At 61.4% G+C, this 14,309-nt stretch carries 13 protein-coding genes; 5 read left to right on the top strand and 8 right to left on the bottom strand.

What is annotated here, in order from left to right; translation table 11 throughout:
- Positions 1-5 precede the first annotated feature (5 nt).
- Both FHX15_RS11650 and FHX15_RS11645 read right to left on the bottom strand, forming a co-directional pair.
- Positions 6-524 carry a FecR domain-containing protein gene (locus tag FHX15_RS11650; RefSeq protein WP_184397193.1) on the bottom strand — a complete coding sequence of 173 codons (519 nt, stop codon included), beginning with the start codon at positions 522-524 and terminating at the stop codon, positions 6-8.
- Between the two features lie 126 nt (positions 525-650).
- Positions 651-1,790: a citrate synthase gene (locus FHX15_RS11645; RefSeq protein ID WP_184397014.1), complete on the bottom strand. Its 1,140-nt coding sequence runs from the start codon at positions 1,788-1,790 to the stop codon at positions 651-653.
- Between the two features lie 84 nt (positions 1,791-1,874).
- On the opposite strand from FHX15_RS11645, the gene FHX15_RS11640 reads away from it, so the two are divergent.
- Complete coding sequence (locus FHX15_RS11640; RefSeq protein WP_184397012.1) at positions 1,875-2,963, top strand: citrate synthase/methylcitrate synthase; 1,089 nt, start codon at positions 1,875-1,877, stop codon at positions 2,961-2,963.
- 64 nt (positions 2,964-3,027) lie between these two features.
- Here FHX15_RS11640 and FHX15_RS11635 read toward each other — a convergent pair whose 3' ends face one another.
- From FHX15_RS11635 to FHX15_RS11620, 4 genes are all read right to left on the bottom strand, one after another.
- Positions 3,028-4,656 (bottom strand): CTP synthase, encoded by a 1,629-nt coding sequence (locus FHX15_RS11635; protein ID WP_184397010.1) that lies wholly within the window; start codon positions 4,654-4,656, stop codon positions 3,028-3,030.
- A gap of 141 nt (positions 4,657-4,797) precedes the next feature.
- Positions 4,798-5,304, bottom strand: a complete 507-nt coding sequence (gene secG, locus FHX15_RS11630; protein WP_184397008.1) for a preprotein translocase subunit SecG — start codon at positions 5,302-5,304, stop codon at positions 4,798-4,800.
- 108 nt (positions 5,305-5,412) lie between these two features.
- Positions 5,413-6,183, bottom strand: coding sequence for a triose-phosphate isomerase (tpiA, locus tag FHX15_RS11625; protein ID WP_184397006.1), 771 nt, complete (start codon positions 6,181-6,183; stop codon positions 5,413-5,415).
- A gap of 125 nt (positions 6,184-6,308) precedes the next feature.
- Positions 6,309-7,193: an alpha/beta hydrolase gene (locus FHX15_RS11620; RefSeq protein WP_184397004.1), complete on the bottom strand. Its 885-nt coding sequence runs from the start codon at positions 7,191-7,193 to the stop codon at positions 6,309-6,311.
- Between the two features lie 205 nt (positions 7,194-7,398).
- Between FHX15_RS11620 and parE the strand changes: the two genes are divergently transcribed.
- The 3 genes from parE to FHX15_RS11605 all read left to right on the top strand — a co-directional run bounded on the left by parE (position 7,399) and on the right by FHX15_RS11605 (position 12,048).
- Positions 7,399-9,465, top strand: coding sequence for a DNA topoisomerase IV subunit B (parE, locus tag FHX15_RS11615; RefSeq protein ID WP_184397002.1), 2,067 nt, complete (start codon positions 7,399-7,401; stop codon positions 9,463-9,465).
- Positions 9,466-9,610: 145 nt separating this feature from the next.
- The gene (locus FHX15_RS11610) at positions 9,611-10,747 is read left to right on the top strand and encodes an esterase-like activity of phytase family protein (RefSeq protein WP_184397000.1); all 1,137 of its coding nucleotides are present in this window, start codon (positions 9,611-9,613) and stop codon (positions 10,745-10,747) included.
- Positions 10,748-10,863: 116 nt separating this feature from the next.
- Positions 10,864-12,048 carry an AI-2E family transporter gene (locus FHX15_RS11605; protein WP_184396997.1) on the top strand — a complete coding sequence of 395 codons (1,185 nt, stop codon included), beginning with the start codon at positions 10,864-10,866 and terminating at the stop codon, positions 12,046-12,048.
- 22 nt (positions 12,049-12,070) lie between these two features.
- On the opposite strand, the gene FHX15_RS11600 is transcribed toward FHX15_RS11605, so the two are convergent.
- Positions 12,071-12,532, bottom strand: coding sequence for a GNAT family N-acetyltransferase (locus FHX15_RS11600; protein ID WP_184396995.1), 462 nt, complete (start codon positions 12,530-12,532; stop codon positions 12,071-12,073).
- 131 nt (positions 12,533-12,663) lie between these two features.
- On the opposite strand from FHX15_RS11600, the gene FHX15_RS11595 reads away from it, so the two are divergent.
- Positions 12,664-13,071, top strand: coding sequence for a hypothetical protein (locus tag FHX15_RS11595; protein ID WP_184396993.1), 408 nt, complete (start codon positions 12,664-12,666; stop codon positions 13,069-13,071).
- On the opposite strand, the gene FHX15_RS11590 is transcribed toward FHX15_RS11595, so the two are convergent.
- Positions 13,068-14,198 (bottom strand): DUF2336 domain-containing protein, encoded by a 1,131-nt coding sequence (locus FHX15_RS11590; RefSeq protein ID WP_184396991.1) that lies wholly within the window; start codon positions 14,196-14,198, stop codon positions 13,068-13,070. The genes FHX15_RS11595 and FHX15_RS11590 overlap by 4 nt on opposite strands.
- Between the last annotated feature and the right edge of the window lie 111 nt (positions 14,199-14,309).

Here is a 14,309-nt window from a genome sequence, read left to right as displayed (position 1 = left end):
ACCGCTTATTGACCGAGACGTGAAAGAAGAGCCGCGACGCGGGGCGCCGGCCAAGTGCGAACGGTGAGTGGAGCGGTTCCGGGCGTGACATCGACCCCCTCGCCTGGTCCAAGCACGACGGCTGCCCCTGCCGGACGGCGCACGCCGACGCGGCCGCGTGTGACCAATACTGAGGTCGTGCCGCCTTTGACATCGACGGCCCATTGGGTACCGCGCACGGCCGCGATCGCCTGAGGCGTCACCACCTGGAAGCCGCCGCGATGCTGGCTGCTGTCGACGTCGACAAGGGCAGCCTTGCTGCGCAATGACAGCGAATCCGGGCTGCCGTCGCGATTGCTATCGGTCAGTCTGAAGGATGCCCCTCGTTCGGCAGTGATATTGACGCCGCCCGGGCAACGGAAGATCTGGTTGCCGTTTGCCGCACGCGAAATCGCGCAGCCGGCAGACTGGGCATAAGCTGCACCATCAGGCAGGAGGCAGATGATCAGCACAGCGGAAAACAGGCTGCGGGAGATTGCTGACATGGCTTTCATGGTCCGCCCCTCGTGAGCCGCCGACCCGTCTTCGGTTGCGCCGGTCCGCTCATACTAGCTGAATTCGTCGGTTTCCCTATGCAAAAACGTGAACCTGCGCAAGCCATTCGGAAACACTCAGCGTGCGCCCGGCGAAGGCCCCACATAGCGGGCGCGGGGGCGGATCAGGTGGCCCCTTTCGATCTGCTCCATCGCATGCGCCAGCCAGCCGGCGGTGCGCGCCAGCGCGAAGATGATGATCGGCGCCTCCTCCGGTAGGTCGAAGGCCGCCGTCATGGCGGCAAGCGCGAAATCAACGTTGACCGGCTCGCCCACGATCTCTTCGCCGGCCCACTGCACATCGCGGAAGATCGGCGGTATGTCGAAAGACGAGAGCAGAACGCGCGCCCGCACATCGCCGTCAGGATAAAGCGGATGCCCGAAGGCAACAGGCCTGCTACCCCGTAGCAGCTGGTGGCGGATCGCGTGCTCTGCCCCGATGTTGGATGCGGCTTCGACAAGGACATCGATACTCCGCCACGCCGAGCCATGCAGCGGGCCGGTCAGCGTCGCGAGACCTGAGAGCACAGCAGCAGAAAGCGCCGCCCCCGTCGAAACCGTTACACGGACGGCAAAGGTGGAGGCGTTGAGCTCGTGATCGGCAAGCACGACAAGTGCCCGCCTAAGGCAATCGGCAGCCTCCGGCCTGCCCCAGCACGCGGCAAGACGATGATGCAAAGGACGACCCGCATGCCCCGGCGCCAGCGCATCGGCGACCGTTGAAAGGACGCTGCATGCTTCCATCTGCAAGGCCAGGCGCGCGCGTCCGAGCGACGGCAGGTCGGCGCTTACCCGTCCCGCCAGTGCCAGAAGTGCCGCCTGAATGGAAGGCGATGCCGGCTCCGGGGCGCGTGATGGTACGCGGGTGAAACTCTCGGCATTCCATAGCAGCAGCGCCGTCTCCTCCAGCGTTGCATGAGCCGAAAGCTCCGCCGCATCCTGCCCACGATACAGCAATCGTCCAGCGGCAATGGTTGAGATCGTGGATGTCAGCACGGGATCGCCCCAGCTGATTGCTTCGGCGGCGACCGTCTCGCTCTTGCGTCGGCCGGCATGCCGCTCGGCGAGCCGTTTGACATCGCTTTGCTGGTAGAGGCTGCGGCGCGGGTCGGCTGGGTCGGCCTTAGCACGGATACGGCCTCGGCTGACATTGGCGTAAAGCGTCTGCGGCTTGGTGCCGAGTTCCGCCAACGCTTCCTCTGCTGTCAGCCAGGTCATCTCAGCCTCATATTGATCAATTACATCAAGATTGACGTCAACCAAACTAGGTCCGATCTTTCCTCCGGTAAAGGAGAAAGACCGATGAAAAATGGTTTGGAAGATGTCATTGCCGCTGAAACCCAGCTCTCGGACGTCGACGGCGAAGCCGGCCGGCTGATCATCCGCGGCGTCTCCCTGGATCATCTGGCAGGAAGCAGCGCCTATGAAGATGTCGCCGCCCTGCTGCTGGACGGGTTGATCGAACCGCATCTCGACGCAAGCGAATTGCGCCGCCGGCTCGGCCGGGCGCGAATTGAAGTTTTCGCCGAAGTCAAGTCTGCCGATACTCGCCTGCTGAAGCTGCCACCGGTCGATGCTATGCGTGCTCTTGTTGCTCGCCTACCTGACGGCGAGGACATAGATACCGTGCTCCGTCTGCTTGCCGCACCCGCCGTCTTCCTGCCGGCGGTTCTGCGGCTTCAGCGAGGTGAAAAACCGGTAAAGCCCAATGCGGGCCTCTCACAGTCGACCGATCTCCTGCGCATGCTCTCAGGCGTCGTGCCGAGTGCCGAGCAGACCGCAGCCCTCGACACCTATCTCGTAACGATCTCGGATCATGGCCTGAACGCCTCGACCTTCGCATCGCGCGTCATCGCCTCCACCCGCGCTGGCCTCACCTCCTCGGTGCTGGCGGCGATCAGCGCCCTGAAGGGGCCGCTGCATGGCGGCGCGCCGGGGCCGGTGCTCGATATGCTTGACGATATCGGGAGCGAGGCCAATGCCGGCCCCTGGCTGCATTCAGCGCTCGATCGCGGCGAACGGTTGATGGGCTTCGGCCACCGTGTTTACCGGGTGCGCGACCCGCGCGCCGATGCGCTTAAAAATGCGCTGAAGCCGCTTGTTGCCGGAGGTCAGGTGAATGCCGGCCGCATCGCGCTTGCCGAAGCCGTTGAGCAGGCAGCGCTTGCGATCCTGAAGGAGCGCAAGCCGGACCGGCCACTGGATGTGAATGTGGAATTCTATACCGCGCTGCTATTGGAGAGCCTCGGCTTCCCGCGCGAAGCCTTCACCGGCGTCTTTGCGATCGGCCGCACTGTCGGCTGGGTCGCCCATGCCCGCGAGCAGGCCTTGGAAGGCCGCCTCATCCGTCCGCGCTCAGTCTATGTAGGCCCGCTGCCGGAAGCGGCATGACGGAATGAAAAAAGCCGCTCCCTCGTTTCAGAGGGAGCGGCTGGAATTGTGTAGAAGCGAAGAACTAGACCAGTCGGCTCTGCTCTGTCGCCGCTTCGATGAAGCTCGCGAACAGCGGATGTGGGTCGAGCGGACGGGACTTCAGTTCCGGGTGGTACTGAACGCCGATGAACCAGGGATGGTCGGGATATTCGATCGTCTCCGGCAGAACACCGTCAGGCGACATGCCCGAGAAGACCAGGCCGCAATTCTCCAGCCGGTCCTTGTAGTCGATATTGACTTCGTAGCGGTGGCGGTGACGCTCGGAAATATCGGTCGAGCCGTAGATATCTGAAATCTTCGTACCCTTCTTGAGCGCCGCCTTGTAGGCGCCGAGGCGCATCGTGCCGCCGAGATCGCCCGATGCCGTGCGCTTCTGCAGCTCGTTGCCCTTCACCCATTCGGTCATCAGACCGACGACAGGCTCCGGCGTCGGTCCGAATTCGGTCGAGGACGCGTTCGGAACATCGGCAAGGTTGCGGGCAGCCTCGATAACAGCCATCTGCATGCCGAAACAGATGCCGAAATACGGCACCTTCCGCTCACGGGCAAAACGTGCCGCATGGATCTTGCCTTCCGAACCGCGCTCGCCGAAGCCTCCAGGCACCAGAATGCCGTGAACCTTCTCGAGATACGGTGCCGGATCTTCCTTTTCGAAGACTTCGGACTCGATCCATTCGAGCTTGACCTTGACGCGGTTGGCGATCCCGCCGTGATGCAGCGCTTCGATCAGCGACTTATAGGCATCCTTGAGGCCGGTATACTTGCCCACGATCGCGATAGTGACCTCGCCTTCCGGCGTGCGGATACGGTTGCAGACCTCTTCCCACTGGTCGAGGCGCGGCTTGGGCGCCGGCTCGATGCCGAAGGCGGCTAGCACTTCGTCGTCGAGGCCTTCCTTGTGATAGGCCATCGGCACGTCGTAGATATTGGCAACGTCGAGCGCCTGGATGACAGCGGACGGACGCACGTTGCAGAACAGCGACAGCTTGCGGCGTTCGGCTTCCGGGATTTCCCGGTCGGCGCGCACCAGCAGGATATCGGGATGAATGCCGAGCGCCTGCAGCTCCTTGACGGAATGCTGCGTCGGCTTGGTCTTCAGCTCACCCGCTGCCGGAATGTACGGCATCAGCGTCAGGTGGACGTAGATGGCCGTGCCGCGCGGCAGATCGTTGCCGAGCTGGCGGATCGCTTCCATGAAGGGCATCGCCTCGATATCGCCGACCGTGCCGCCGATTTCGCAGATGACGAAATCATAGTCGTCGTTGCCCTCGATCACGAAATCCTTGATCTCGTTGGTGACGTGCGGAATGACCTGGACGGTCGCGCCGAGATAGTCGCCGCGGCGTTCCTTGTCGATGATGTTCTTGTAGATGCGGCCGGTGGTGATGTTGTCGGTCTTGGTCGCCGAGCGCCCGGTAAAACGTTCGTAGTGGCCGAGATCGAGGTCGGTTTCCGCGCCGTCGTCGGTGACGAAGACTTCGCCATGCTGGGTCGGGCTCATAGTGCCCGGATCCACGTTCAGATAGGGGTCGAGTTTGCGAAGCCGCACCCGATAACCACGGGCCTGCAACAACGCTCCGAGAGCCGCAGCCGCAATTCCTTTTCCGAGGGAAGAAACCACGCCGCCAGTGATGAATACGTATCGCGCCATGGGAGTCACCGGATACCTTTTCAAAAACGATTCCACCAGCCCAAAAATTCTTTTCCAGAATTTTTGGAGCCGAATTGGAATCTGAACAAAAGAAAACCGGCAGACCCGAGGGCCTGCCGGCGGTTTATTTTCTGGACCGGCTTATTGTCCCGTGGGGACGCCGGAAGGCTGTGCCGCGGCCGGAGCTTCAGGCTGGGCCGGAGCCGTCGTCGGAGCCGCCGGAGCGGTCGCAGGGGCAGCCGGTGCTGGAGTTGCGGGCGCTTGCGCTGCTGGGGCAGCCGGTGCCGGGGCTGCAGCGCCGCTATTCGGAATGCCACTGTTATCGGCAGGCTTGGCCGGAGCCGGCGTATTGCCTCCGAGCGAATCGAGAATGCCGTTGCCCTGCCCGCTCGTCGCGGGAATGCGGTTGAGAATGTCGCTCGGGCGGCTTTCGTAACGGGTCAGGATGCCGAGGCCGAGCGAGGTGAGGAAAAACAGCGTCGCCAGAATGGCCGTCGTACGAGTCAGCGCATTGGCTGTGCCGCGGGCCGACATGAAGCCCGATCCGCCGCCGATGCCGAGGCCGCCGCCTTCCGAGCGCTGGATGAGCACGACGCCGACGAGCGCGAGCACGATCATGAGATGGATGACAATCAATACTGTCTGCATGGGTCCAGTCCTGCCCGTCTAAGGACGGACATAAAGTAAAAATCTGGCGGCTCTTTACATGAGGTCATCTGCTATTCCAAGCCCTTCGACCAGGAATATGCAATCGCTTCAGGCAAGCAGCTCTTCATATGCGCCGTAGATGGCGAGGAAGTCAGTGGCTTTCAAGCTCGCCCCGCCGATGAGAGCGCCATCCACATTATCGACGGCGAGCAGCTCGCGGGCATTCGAGGGCTTGACCGAACCACCATAGAGGATCCGCATGCTCTTCCCCTCGTCGCCGAAGCGCAGGATGAGTTCGTCGCGGATGAAGGAGTGGACGATTTCCACATCCTTTGCGGTCGGTGTGAGCCCGGTGCCAATCGCCCATACGGGTTCGTAGGCAATGACAGTATTGTCAGCCCTCGCCTCTTCCGGCAACGAACCGAAAAGCTGGCGCTTGAGGACGTCGAGCGTCTGATAGGCATCGCGCTCGTCGCCGGTTTCACCGATGCAGACGATTGCGGTCAGATCCGCCTGATAGGCGGCCTGCGCCTTGGCTCGGATCATATGGTCAGTCTCGGCATGGTCGATGCGTCGCTCCGAATGGCCGACGATCACGTAGGTGCCGAAGCAATCGGCAATCATCTCAGCTGAAATATCGCCGGTGTGCGGGCCGCATTGCTTCTGGTGGCAATCCTGTCCGCCGATCGCAAGCGGGCTGTCGGTCGCAAGCGCGGTCGAGACGTAAAGCAGTGTCGCCGGCGGGCAGATCAGCGTTTCGACCTTCTCGGATAAGGAAACCATGACGCCTTGGGCAATCGCCTTGATCTGGTCCAATGAATCGCGCGTGCCGTTCATCTTCCAGTTCCCCGCTACGAGCGGGCGTACGTCAGGTGTCATGCTGCTCTCCCAAAATCCGCATATTCGGCGGCCTTAGCAAACGCGTGGCTCAAAGGAAAGCGCTTGGAGTGGCCCCGGCGAAATATGATGGCCTGAAAGCCCTAGATCACCCGGAATCTACGCGTTCAGGACGCCAAAACCCAGTTCAGCACCTTACGCCAGTCGATCATGCGGATTGGCGTTCCATGATTGCCGTTCTGGAAGAGCGTGAAATGCGTCGGATACTTCGCCTTGCGGAGCCTTTCGTACAGCGCCTGCTGGTCGGCGGCGGCATAGACAGGGTCACGGCTGCCATGCGCAAACCAGAGCGGCAGCTTGGCCTTGTAGAACGGGCTTTTCACGAAATCCGGATCCGTGACGCCGCTCATGATCAACATGCCCTTCAGCCGCTTGACGCTTTCGGCATCGCGCGTGATGCCCCAGCAGATCTGGCTGCCCATCGAGGCGCAGCTGAGGATGATCGGGCGGCCAGGCGATTGCGCGCTCGCATAGCGGATCAATCCGGCAATGGCTGCGACGCCATTGGCGTCGAAGGTCCTGACGGTCGGCGAATAATAGACGCCGCCATTGCCGGCTGTAAGGTTCTTCAGCCGGTTGAAATTGCCGCCGAAGGAATAGTCATTGGCGCCGAGGCGCCGATCGCCGTCGCGGCCGTGGATGAAGATGACCGTGAAGGCGGCATTCTCAGCCGGTCCCACCCTGGTGACATCGAGTCTGATGCCGTCGAGCGACAGCGTTTCATCCGCCTGCAGATTCTTGATGCCGAGCGAGACATATTTCTGCTGCACCCGCTTTTCCGGGATCTGGTCGCGCCCGTTAATGTCGCGCATCTCGTCGTATTCGATCACTTCCAATGCGCCGTCATCGCCGGTCTGCAGCACTTTCTGCCTCGAAAACAGATCGTCCTTGTAGGGCGACAGCGTCTCTGCCGAGGTGGTCGTGACAACCGCGGACAGGAAAAAGGCCGCAATTGCCGTGATTATGATGCAATGACTTGTGGACATCGGCATTGAGATGGTTCCCGAAGAGCTGCCGCGACTTGCCATTCGGCGTCCGGCAACGCAAATCACATCTTGAAAAGCTCCGCAAATCCGGGGCGCGTCGCGTATCGGGGCGCTTTCTGTCAGAATTCCCCTGATTCGCAAACGCGATACGGACCGCGACTATTGTGGGCCAGCGGCGGCCCTTCACGAGAATGAAGATCTGAACGGTTCCATGGAAGACAGCAACGACCTCTTTTCCGGAATGCCCCTGACGCAAAAGCAGGAGGAGGCTGCAAAGCCTGTTGCGCCAGCTGAAAAGCCCTCAGTGGCGGCCGCTGCCCCCCGCCCTGCCCCGACGACATCGAACGGCGACGATTACGGCGCGTCCTCGATCCGCGTTCTGGAAGGCCTGGAACCGGTGCGCATGCGCCCGGGCATGTATATCGGCGGCACCGACGAGAAGGCGCTGCACCACCTTTTTGCCGAAGTCATCGACAACTCGATGGACGAAGCGGTGGCCGGCCATGCCGATTTCATCGATGTTCATCTCGATATCCACGGCTATCTGACGGTCACCGACAACGGGCGCGGCATTCCCGTCGAGAACCATCCGCAGGTTCCCGGAAAGTCGACACTTGAAGTCATCATGACCAAGCTGCACGCCGGCGGCAAATTCGATGGCAAGGCCTATGAAACCTCGGGCGGTCTACACGGCGTCGGTGTCTCCGTCGTCAATGCTCTGTCGGACTATCTCGAAGTCGAGGTGGCGCGAAACCGCAAGCTCTATCGCCAGCGCTTCTCGCGCGGACTGCCGCAGGGCGGGATCGAAGAGCTGGGCGACGTGCACAACCGTCGCGGCACCAAGGTTCGCTTCCATCCCGACCCGCAGATTTTCGGCGACCATGCGAAATTCGATCCCGGCCGTGTGTTCCGCATGGCTCGTTCCAAGGCCTATCTCTTTGGCGGTGTCGAAATCCGCTGGAGCTGTGATCCGGGCGTGCTGCCGGAGGGCTCCGACGTGCCCGACAAGGCCGTCTTCCACTTCCCCGGAGGCCTGAAGGATTATCTGCAAGCGACGATGGGCAAGGAGTTCACGGTCACCCGCGAAATCTTCGCCGGCAAGAGCGAGAAGGTCGCAGGCCACGGCGCGCTGGAATGGGCGATAACCTGGTATGGTGGGGACCCGCAGGTCCACTCCTATTGCAATACCATCCCGACGCCCGAAGGCGGCACGCATGAAGCAGGTCTGCGCATTGCGTTGACCAAGGGCCTGAAAAGCTATGCCGAACTGACTCAGAACAAGCGTGCCGCGCAGATCACTACCGACGACGTGATGATCTCGGCCGTCGGCATGCTTTCGGTTTTCATCCGCGAGCCCGAATTCGTCGGCCAGACCAAGGATCGCCTGGCGACCGTCGAAGCTCAGCGCCTCGTTGAGAACGCACTGCGCGACCCTTTCGACCATTATCTCGCTGACAATCCGGCCGAGGCGGAAAAGCTTCTCGACTGGGTGATCGAGCGCGCCGAAGAGCGTTTGCGCCGCCGCAAGGAGAAGGAAGTCAACCGCAAGACAGCGGTGCGCAAACTGCGCTTGCCCGGCAAACTTGCCGATTGTTCACAGAACACCGCCGAGGGCGCCGAACTCTTCCTGGTCGAGGGTGACTCGGCAGGTGGCTCCGCCAAGCAGGCACGCAACCGCGCCAATCAGGCGATCCTGCCGCTGCGCGGCAAGATCCTCAACGTCGCCAGCGCCGGCCGTGAGAAGCTGTCGGCCAACCAGCAGATCTCGGATCTCATCCAGGCGCTCGGCTGCGGCACGCGCTCGAAATACCGGGAAGAGGACCTGCGCTACGAACGCATCATCGTTATGACCGATGCCGACGTGGACGGTGCGCACATCGCCTCGTTGCTCATCACCTTCTTCTATCAGGAAATGCCGGAGCTGGTGCGTGGCGGCCACCTCTTCCTCGCTGTGCCGCCCCTCTACAAGATCACGCAGGGCGCGAGGTCCGCCTATGCCCGCGACGACGATCACCGCGCCGAACTCATGGAGACGGAATTCAAGGGCAAGGGCAAGATCGAGATTAGCCGCTTCAAAGGTCTCGGCGAAATGTTGCCTGCCCAGCTCAAGGAAACCACCATGGATCCGGCCAAGCGTACGCTGCTGCGGGTACTGATCGACGAGGTGGATTTCGAGGGCACGCGCAATGCCGTCGACGACCTCATGGGAACCAAGGCCGAAGCCCGTTTCCGCTTCATCCAGGAACGTGCGGCTTTCGCGGAAGATTTGGACATTTAAGCCACAGCGAATTCATCGAACTGACGAAGAACCGTTACAAGTCCGTCAAATTACCGGCGCAATAGAACGGCCGGCGCTTGAGGCCTCTCCCGAGGGTTTCGTGGGCGCCGGCCGTTTTGTTTCCACCCTTTGCCGGATATTTGCCATGACCAAGCGTTTTCTTGCGACTGCTGCATTTGTTCTCCTGTCCAGCACCGCCTCCTTCTGTGCCACCGATATCGGCGCTACCGTCGAGACCGCCTGCCCCTTCGGTGATTGCACCGCCGCCATTTCGCTCTCCCATCTCGGTGAATTCGTCATCCCGACCGGCCAGATGGAAAATGGTGTCGAATTCGGCGGCATTTCCGGCCTCGATTTCGATGCTGCCACCGGCCACTACATCGCCATCAGCGACGACCGCTCCGAAAAGGCCCCGGCCCGCTTCTACGATCTCGATATCGATGTCAGCGCTGCCGGCCTGAAGGGCGTCACCGTCGTCAAGCATGTCACCCTCCAGGACAAGAACGGCCAGCCCTTCGCTTCGCGCACCGTCGATCCTGAATCCATCCGCTTCGGCAAGGACGGCATTTACTGGGGTAGCGAAGGCGATGCCAAGGCGCTGATCGCCCCCTTCGTGCGCGTCACCTCTCCTGATGGCGCCTTCGTGCGCGAGTTCAAGCTGCCGGATGGGTTTGCACCAACCGCCGACAAGTCGACGGGCATCCGCGACAACCTCGCCTTCGAGGATATCGCAGTGTCTCCGTCCGGTGATGTCTTTGTCGGCGTTGAGGCAGCCCTCTATCAGGACGGCCCGAACCCCAGCCTGACAACAGGCAGCCTGTCGCGCATTATCCGCTACGACGGCGCAACCGGGGAGCCGAAGGCTCAGTATGTCTATCCGGTCTCGCCAATCCCGCAGGCCGCCACGAAGGCCGACGGCGGCAACGACAATGGAATGTCGGAAATGATTGCCCTTGACGATCACCGCCTGCTTGCCGTCGAGCGCAGCTACGCCCAGGGCTTTGGCAACAACGTCAAGCTTTTCATGATGGATCTCCACGGTGCGACCGATGTCTCCGCCATCGCCTCGCTTGCCAAGAGCGACCAGCGCGTCGTCCCGGCCCGCAAAAACCAGGTGCTGGACCTCCGCGCCATCGGCCTGACGCCCGACAATATCGAGGCTATGGCAATCGGCAAGGCGAAGGATGGCACTGATGTCCTGATCCTCGGTTCGGACAATAATTTCTCGACCGGCCAGAAGAGTCAGTTCTACGCTTTCAAGATCAACCGCCGCCCTCAATAATATCGAGGCGATGAGAAGCTGAAACAACCACGCTTTGTATACGCTTTATCCGGGCGGACCTTGAAACCGCCTGGTTCATAGCCCATAAACTAAGACAACAATAAAAAGAGGCGCGCGTGGGTGTGTTTGATCGTCAGAAAACCAATACCGAGCCGCGATGGCTTGGGCCGTCGGCGACGATACGTACGCCGCTGATCCCCTCCATTTCGGCTGCCCGCTGGCTGCTCGTGCTCGTCGCCGCAGCCGGCGTCTACTTCTTCTACGGCTTCGTCGTGCCGGTGCTTGCAGCCCTCGTCATCGGCTTTGCGAGCTGGCCGCTTTATCGCAAGCTCCTCGCCCGCGTGGGCGGCAATACGACCATTGCCGCGACCATCGCAATCATCCTTATTCTCACCTTCCTCGTCATTCCGATCGGCCTTGCCGTTGCCTACACGACCGGCGAAGTGCGCACCTGGGTTGCCTGGGCGATTCACGCCAACCGCTTTGGGGCGGAAACGCCGCAGTGGATCATCGCGCTGCCGTTCGCCGGTCCCTATCTCGATGAGCTCTGGACGAAATATATCGGCAGCCCTGGCGCCATGGGTGAGCTTATCCAGGCCGTCAGCGGCGCTCATATCGGCAACATTTACCGCGCGGTTCTGGCGGCAGGCGGCGGCGCCTTCCACCTGTTCCTGACGCTGCTGTTCATGCTGATTGCTCTCTTCTTCGTCTATCGCGACGGCTTCTCCTTCTCAAAGCAGATCGACATGCTGGGCGAGCGCATCCTGCCGAACCGCTGGGAGCGTATTTCCCGCGTCGTGCCTGCCACGATCAGTTCGACCGTCATGGGCATGACGCTGATTGCCATCGGTGAAGGCATCGTGCTCGGCCTCGCCTATTGGATCGCCGGCGTGCCCTCTCCGGTCACGCTTGGCGTGCTGACCGGCGTCATGGCGCTAATTCCGGGTGGCGCGCCGCTCTCCTTCACGCTGGTATCCGTCTATCTGCTCGCCAGCGGTTCGCATGTCGCCGGTATCGGCCTCTTCGTCTGGGGCACGGTCGAACTCTTCATCGTCGACAAGACGCTACGCCCGAAGCTCGTCGGCGGACCGATCAAGCTGCCATTCCTGCCGACCTTCTTCGGTCTCGTCGGCGGCGTGAAGACCATGGGCTTCCTTGGCCTTTTCATCGGCCCGGTGCTGATGGCGTTGCTGGTCGCGATCTGGCGCGAATGGATACATGAAGTCCGCACCGCCGATGCAGGTCCACAGATCGTTCTCGACGATCAAGCGCCGCCGGTGCAGCGCGCTGCGGAGCGTTAATCTTCCGTCAGTCGAAGGTCGCTTACAGGGTCAGTCGCTTTTCCATAAACAGGCTCAGCGGGTCCGGCTGATACGATCCGAAAGGCCCGATCTCAAAATATCCGTACTTCTTGTAGAGGCCGATCGCTTCCGGCTGGTAGATTCCGGTCTCGAGCCGGATGGCCTTGAGCCCCTTCTCCCGGCTAATATCTTCCAGCCGATCCATCAGCCGGCTTGCGACCTTCAGGCCTCTCGCTTCAGGATCGACGAACATGCGCTTAATTTCGGCCGTGCCGTCGCCCGCCTCGACCAGTGCACAGCAGCCGACGATTCCGCTGCCGTTGCGCGCGACGAGGAAACTCACCGACGGCTTTTCCAGCGTTGCAATATCGACGAGGTGGTTGCTCTCAGGCGGATAGAGCGACTGGGCATAGGCGTCGGAGAGTTCCAGAAGACGGATCACGCCATCCTGACGCGGTGGCTCCAGGCCAATGGTGACGAGCATTCTCACTCCAGTTCCTGCAATGGCCACGCAATTTTTCGCCTAGATAACGATGAGTTAATGGCGTTGCCTTCATTCCGTTGAAATTCAACTTTCGAAGATGATGACACGCTCAATAGCCATGGAGGCAGAATATGCAAGCCGTGCTCATCGCCATGACGATTCTCGGTTGCGATGATTCCGTCAGCCAGTGCAATTATGTCGCCACCGTCGACAAACACTGGGAAACCGTCGTCGCCTGCGATGCCGAAGCCGAACAGCGGCTGAAGGCCTATGCCAACGCCAGCTATCCGACTGTCATTGCCGTCTGCGAGGCGCCGAAATCGCTTGCTGCTGCCGAACCGGCCAAGCCGGCGCCTGTTGCGCCAGCAACCCCTGAGGTGGCAGAACAGCGGGATGGTCTGGGTGGGTTTGTAGACAATATTGCCGAGCGCGTTCGCACCAATCTGCCCTCCGGCCACGACGTGAAAAGCAAGCTGACGAAGCCGCTGCATTTTGTTTCGGCAACCTACTCCTGGGTCGCTGCGCGATTGAGCGATTAAGCAGCCGCAAGCGACGCGTAGACACGGGCCGAGCGGCGCTGCTCGGCCACATGCAGCTTTTCCACCATGTCAAGCAACTCGCCGACGGCATCATGCTGCCCGATCCGGTTGTGGAATTTCTCAAGCAGGCGCCCACAGATGCTGCCGAGCAGCGAGGTCGATGTCTTTCTCGAAGCCTCACGCCACAGGAACGTCGCTTCCACGAAGATAATGCTGATATCGCGCGGCAGGCCGGCGGATTCATAGAGCGCACGTACCGCATGCATACGGCCGGTGGCGAGAATCGCCCGCACGCGTCGGTCGCTGCAACCCGACAGGTTGACGATGGCGCAGGCGAAGAATTCCACCTTGCCGCAGCACAGCGCATGCATGAGGAAGGATGGCGTCAGCCGGTCGCTGAGGCGAAGATGTTCGACGAGATCAGGCACTTCGATTGGCGCGATATCGCCCGCGATGGAAACGATTGCCGCTTCCGTCGCCTCGCGGCTGATGCGCTGCAGTCTCTGCAGGCCGATCGCTGCCTGCGCCAACGGCAGGCCGACCAGCGCATTGCTGACATGCTGCGTCAGAAGCTGGCGGGCATCGGCTGGCAGGTCGCTGCGGTCGAGAAGCAGGTTCCTGATATCGCAGATGTCGCCAAGCCGTTCGGCAATCCGCTTCAGGGAATGGGCCGAAATCGACGCGCCATCATTTTCGAGCAGGCAAAGAACTTCGTCTTCGTCGCCGACTTCGGCGAGCGCTGCCGAAACCGGGCGAGTGACATGGGCACGCGCCGCAATCAGCATGCGCGTTGTGCCGCTACCGCGCGCTGCTAAGTCGACAAGATCGGCATCCGTCAACAAGGGCGAGCAGGTCACGGCATGGCAGGCGATCTCCGGCTGGTCCTGGGCGAGCGAAAGAATGATATTGCGCGGCGCATGCGGCGCCCAGGCGATCGCTTCTGCAAGTGCTAGCCGCACGCGCGGCGACGGATCGTCGAGCAGATAGGTCATCGCCTTTTCGGCAACGTCGCGCCGCTCGTCCGACATTTCCGATTTGAGATAGACGCGTCCGAGGGCGCTTGCCGCGGCCGCCCTGTCGGCGCTCTTGGCCGTTTCGACCCAACGAAGAAATGCCTCAATGATCACGAACGCGCCCCAGCACTGGACGCGATTCCCTCGCGCCTCATTCAATGCAATGACGGTAGCCGGAAAAAGTTTATGATTGGTTCACCATATTCGTTAGGATTTATCCAGGTT

Origin of the sequence: Rhizobium sp. BK650, assembly GCF_014195325.1 — a bacterium.
In the GTDB taxonomy this organism is placed as follows: Bacteria; Pseudomonadota; Alphaproteobacteria; order Rhizobiales; family Rhizobiaceae; genus Rhizobium.
Note: the sequence above shows the minus strand (reverse complement) of the source record. Positions and strands in the feature narration are given on the sequence as shown.

Bases quoted from the DNA above. Each gene is read 5' to 3' on its own strand.
- FHX15_RS11650 (WP_184397193.1), bottom strand. From the start codon at position 524: ATGTCAGCAATCTCCCGCAGCCTGTTTTCCGCTGTGCTGATCATCTGC.
- FHX15_RS11645 (WP_184397014.1), bottom strand. From the start codon at position 1,790: ATGACCTGGCTGACAGCAGAGGAAGCGTTGGCGGAACTCGGCACCAAG.
- FHX15_RS11640 (WP_184397012.1), top strand. From the start codon at position 1,875: ATGAAAAATGGTTTGGAAGATGTCATTGCCGCTGAAACCCAGCTCTCG.
- FHX15_RS11635 (WP_184397010.1), bottom strand. From the start codon at position 4,656: ATGGCGCGATACGTATTCATCACTGGCGGCGTGGTTTCTTCCCTCGGA.
- secG (WP_184397008.1), bottom strand. From the start codon at position 5,304: ATGCAGACAGTATTGATTGTCATCCATCTCATGATCGTGCTCGCGCTC.
- tpiA (WP_184397006.1), bottom strand. From the start codon at position 6,183: ATGACACCTGACGTACGCCCGCTCGTAGCGGGGAACTGGAAGATGAAC.
- FHX15_RS11620 (WP_184397004.1), bottom strand. From the start codon at position 7,193: ATGCCGATGTCCACAAGTCATTGCATCATAATCACGGCAATTGCGGCC.
- parE (WP_184397002.1), top strand. From the start codon at position 7,399: ATGGAAGACAGCAACGACCTCTTTTCCGGAATGCCCCTGACGCAAAAG.
- FHX15_RS11610 (WP_184397000.1), top strand. From the start codon at position 9,611: ATGACCAAGCGTTTTCTTGCGACTGCTGCATTTGTTCTCCTGTCCAGC.
- FHX15_RS11600 (WP_184396995.1), bottom strand. From the start codon at position 12,532: ATGCTCGTCACCATTGGCCTGGAGCCACCGCGTCAGGATGGCGTGATC.
- FHX15_RS11595 (WP_184396993.1), top strand. From the start codon at position 12,664: ATGCAAGCCGTGCTCATCGCCATGACGATTCTCGGTTGCGATGATTCC.